A 2,961-nucleotide genomic window follows, 5' to 3' on the forward strand; every position below is an offset into this window, starting at 1 on the left:
ACCCCACACCGGTGAACCCCTCCGAGCTGTCCCGCCGCGTGTTGGTCGCCCGCGTCGTGGCCGGCGCGACCGCCGTCGCCGCCGTCGGCACGGTCGGCCGGGGCACGTACGGCGTGCTGCGCGGGCCGGGTGTGAAGCGGGTGACCGTGCCGCTGGCGAAGCTGCCGCGGGCGGCGCACGGTTTCCGGATCGCGGTGGTCAGCGACGTCCACCTGGGTCCCGTCCTGGGGCGCGCCTTCACCGAGCGGGTCGTGGCGACCGTCAATGCGACGCAGCCCGACCTGATCGCCGTGGTCGGCGACCTCGCGGACGGCTCGGTCGAGGACCTCCGGTCCGCGGTCGAGCCGATCAGCCGGCTGCGGGCGCGCCACGGGTCGTTCTTCGTCACGGGCAACCACGAGTACTTCTCCGGCGTGGAGGAGTGGACCGCCCTGGTCCAGGAACTGGGCCTCGACCTGCTGGCGAACGAACGCGTCGAGCTCCCCGCCTTCGACCTCGCCGGGGTGAACGACGTGTCCGGCGAGGGCTACGGCGACGGCCCCGACCTCGCGGCCGCGCTGCGCGACCGCGACCCCTCCCGCGCGTCGGTGCTGCTGGCGCACCAGCCGGTCTTCGTCGACGAGGCCGTGCGCCACGGCGTCGACCTGCAGCTGTCCGGTCACACCCACGGCGGTCAGCTGTGGCCGCTCAACCACGTGGCGGCGCTGGCGAACCCCACGGTGGCCGGGCTCGAGCGGTACGGGGACACGCAGCTGTACGTGTCGCGCGGCGCGGGCGCGTGGGGTCCGCCGACCCGGGTGGGCGCGCCGTCCGACGTGACGGTGGTCGAACTGGCCTCCCGCCGTGCCTGACCGTAGCGTGGTCGGCGGCGCCGCAGTGCGACATCCCTCGCCCGGGCAGTCGACCCCACAGGTGACACCGTGAGCATCGAGAACGCCGGAGCCATGAGCCCGTTGGTCGCCGGGCTGGCCTCCACCGGGCAGCGCCTGCGGCAGATCGACCAGCGCCGTCCGTGGGCGCTGGACACCACCGTCGTGCTGGTGGTCGTCCTGGTGTGCTGCCTGCCGGACCTGCTGGTCGAGGGCACCCCCGAGGGCCCGCACGGCGTGCGGCTGGACCTCACCGATCTGCCCCTGGCGCCGACGCTGGCCCTGCAGGCCGGGCTGGTACTGCCCCTGTGGTGGCGGCGGCGCGCGCCGCTGCCCGTCTTCGGCGTGATCGCCACCGCCTTCGTCGTCCAGTGGTCCCTCGACGCGGCGCTGCGGGCGGACGTCGCCCTCTTCGTCGCGCTGTACAGCCTGGCGCTGCACGGCCGGCTGCGGCGACTGCCGTGGGCCTGTGGCGTGACGGCGCTCGCCATGGGGCTGGTCGCGTGGCGGGTGCGCGCCACGATGTCGGTCTGGGACACGCTGTTCTTCCTGCTCGGCACGGCGACCGCGGCGGTCGCGCTCGGCATCGCGATTCGGATCCGGCGGGCCCAGCTGGCCGGGCTGCGGGAGCGCGCGGCCCGTCTGGAGATCGAGCGCGACCAGCGCAGCAGGCTGGCGACCGCGACCGAGCGGGCGCGGGTGGCCCGCGAGATGCACGACGTCGTGGGCCACAACCTGAGCGTCATCATCACCCTCGCCGACGCGGGCGCGTACGCCGCCGACGCGGCTCCCGAGCGCGGCAAGGAGGCCCTGCGGCTGATCGGCGACACCGGCCGCCAGGCCCTGGACGAGCTGCGGCGGGTGCTCGGGGTGCTGCGCGAGGCGGGCGGCGATCCGTCGGCGGGTTCGCTGCTCAGCCCGCAGCCCGGCATCGCCGACGTCGACATGCTGTGCGCGGGCGTCCGCGCCGCCGGGCCGGAGGTCGCCTACCGCACCACCGGGGACATGCGGGCCCTCGACCCGGGCGTGCAGCTGACCGCGTACCGCATCGTGCAGGAGGCGCTCACCAACACCCTCAAGCACGCGGGGACCGACACCAGGGTGAGCCTGTCGATCACCGCCGACGGCCGGCGGCTGGACATCGAGGTCCGGGACACCGGCCCGCTCGCCCCCGCCGGGCCGGCCGGACCGCGCGAGGAGGAAGGACACGGTCTGATGGGCATGCGCGAGCGTGCCGCGCTGTACGGCGGAACCGTCGACGCCGGCCCCACGGAGGACGGCGGCTGGCGGGTGGCGGTCGGTCTCGACCTCACCCCGCAGGGGGGTGCCCGGTGACCACCGTGCTCATCGTCGACGACCAGCAGCTCCAGCGCTACGCCTTCCGCGTCCTGCTGGAGTCCGTCCCGGAGACCACCGTGGTCGGGGAGGCCGCCCACGGCGCCGACGCCGTCCGCCGGGCGGCCGAACTGCGCCCCGACGTGGTCCTGATGGACATCCGCATGCCCGGCATGGACGGCATCGAGGCCACCCGCCGCATCGTCGCCGGGGGTGGCCGCTCCCGGGTCCTGGTGCTGACCACCTTCGACCTCGACGAGTACGTGCACGCCGCCCTGCGCGCGGGGGCCAGCGGCTTCCTGCTGAAGGACGCCCGCCCCGAGGAGCTGTTCGCCGGCATCCGCGCGGTGGCCGCGGGCGACGCCGTGATCGCTCCGGCGCTCACCCGCCGCCTGCTCGACGAGTACGCCCAGCACATCCCGGGTCCTGACGACGACCCGGCCCTCGACCCCCGGCTGGCCGCCCTCACCGACCGCGAACGCGAGATCCTGGTCGCCATCGGCAAGGGCTGGACCAACGGTGAGATCGCCGCCCACTTCGTCCTCTCCGAGTCCACCGTGAAGACCCACGTCGGACGCGTCCTCGCCAAGATCGGCGCCCGTGACCGTGTCCAGGCGGTGATCTACGCCTACGACCTGGGCCTCACCCGTCCCCGCTCGGCCCCGGATCCCCCGAACACGCCCTGAGCCCGGCGGCCTCGCCTGCCCCCTGCCCGCCGGGCGCGGCGGGAGTGCGCCGGACCCGATCGGCCGACACC

The 2,961-nt window shown here is 75.1% G+C and carries 3 protein-coding genes; all 3 read left to right on the forward strand.

Features of this window, described 5'->3' with window-relative positions; translation table 11 throughout:
* On the forward strand, nt 1-851 hold an 851-nt coding region (locus tag ACOV8S_RS32585), incomplete at its 5' end, for a metallophosphoesterase (protein WP_448322227.1).
* Between the two features lie 69 nt (nt 852-920).
* The gene (locus ACOV8S_RS32590) at nt 921-2,204 is read left to right on the forward strand and encodes a sensor histidine kinase (RefSeq protein WP_448322229.1); all 1,284 of its coding nucleotides are present in this window, start codon (nt 921-923) and stop codon (nt 2,202-2,204) included.
* Nucleotides 2,201-2,890 (forward strand): response regulator, encoded by a 690-nt coding sequence (locus ACOV8S_RS32595; RefSeq protein WP_448322231.1) that lies wholly within the window; start codon nt 2,201-2,203, stop codon nt 2,888-2,890. The genes ACOV8S_RS32590 and ACOV8S_RS32595 overlap by 4 nt, the downstream gene beginning before the upstream one ends.
* Nucleotides 2,891-2,961: the final 71 nt, after the last annotated feature.

It is taken from the genome of Streptomyces sp. CO7 (assembly GCF_053474865.1).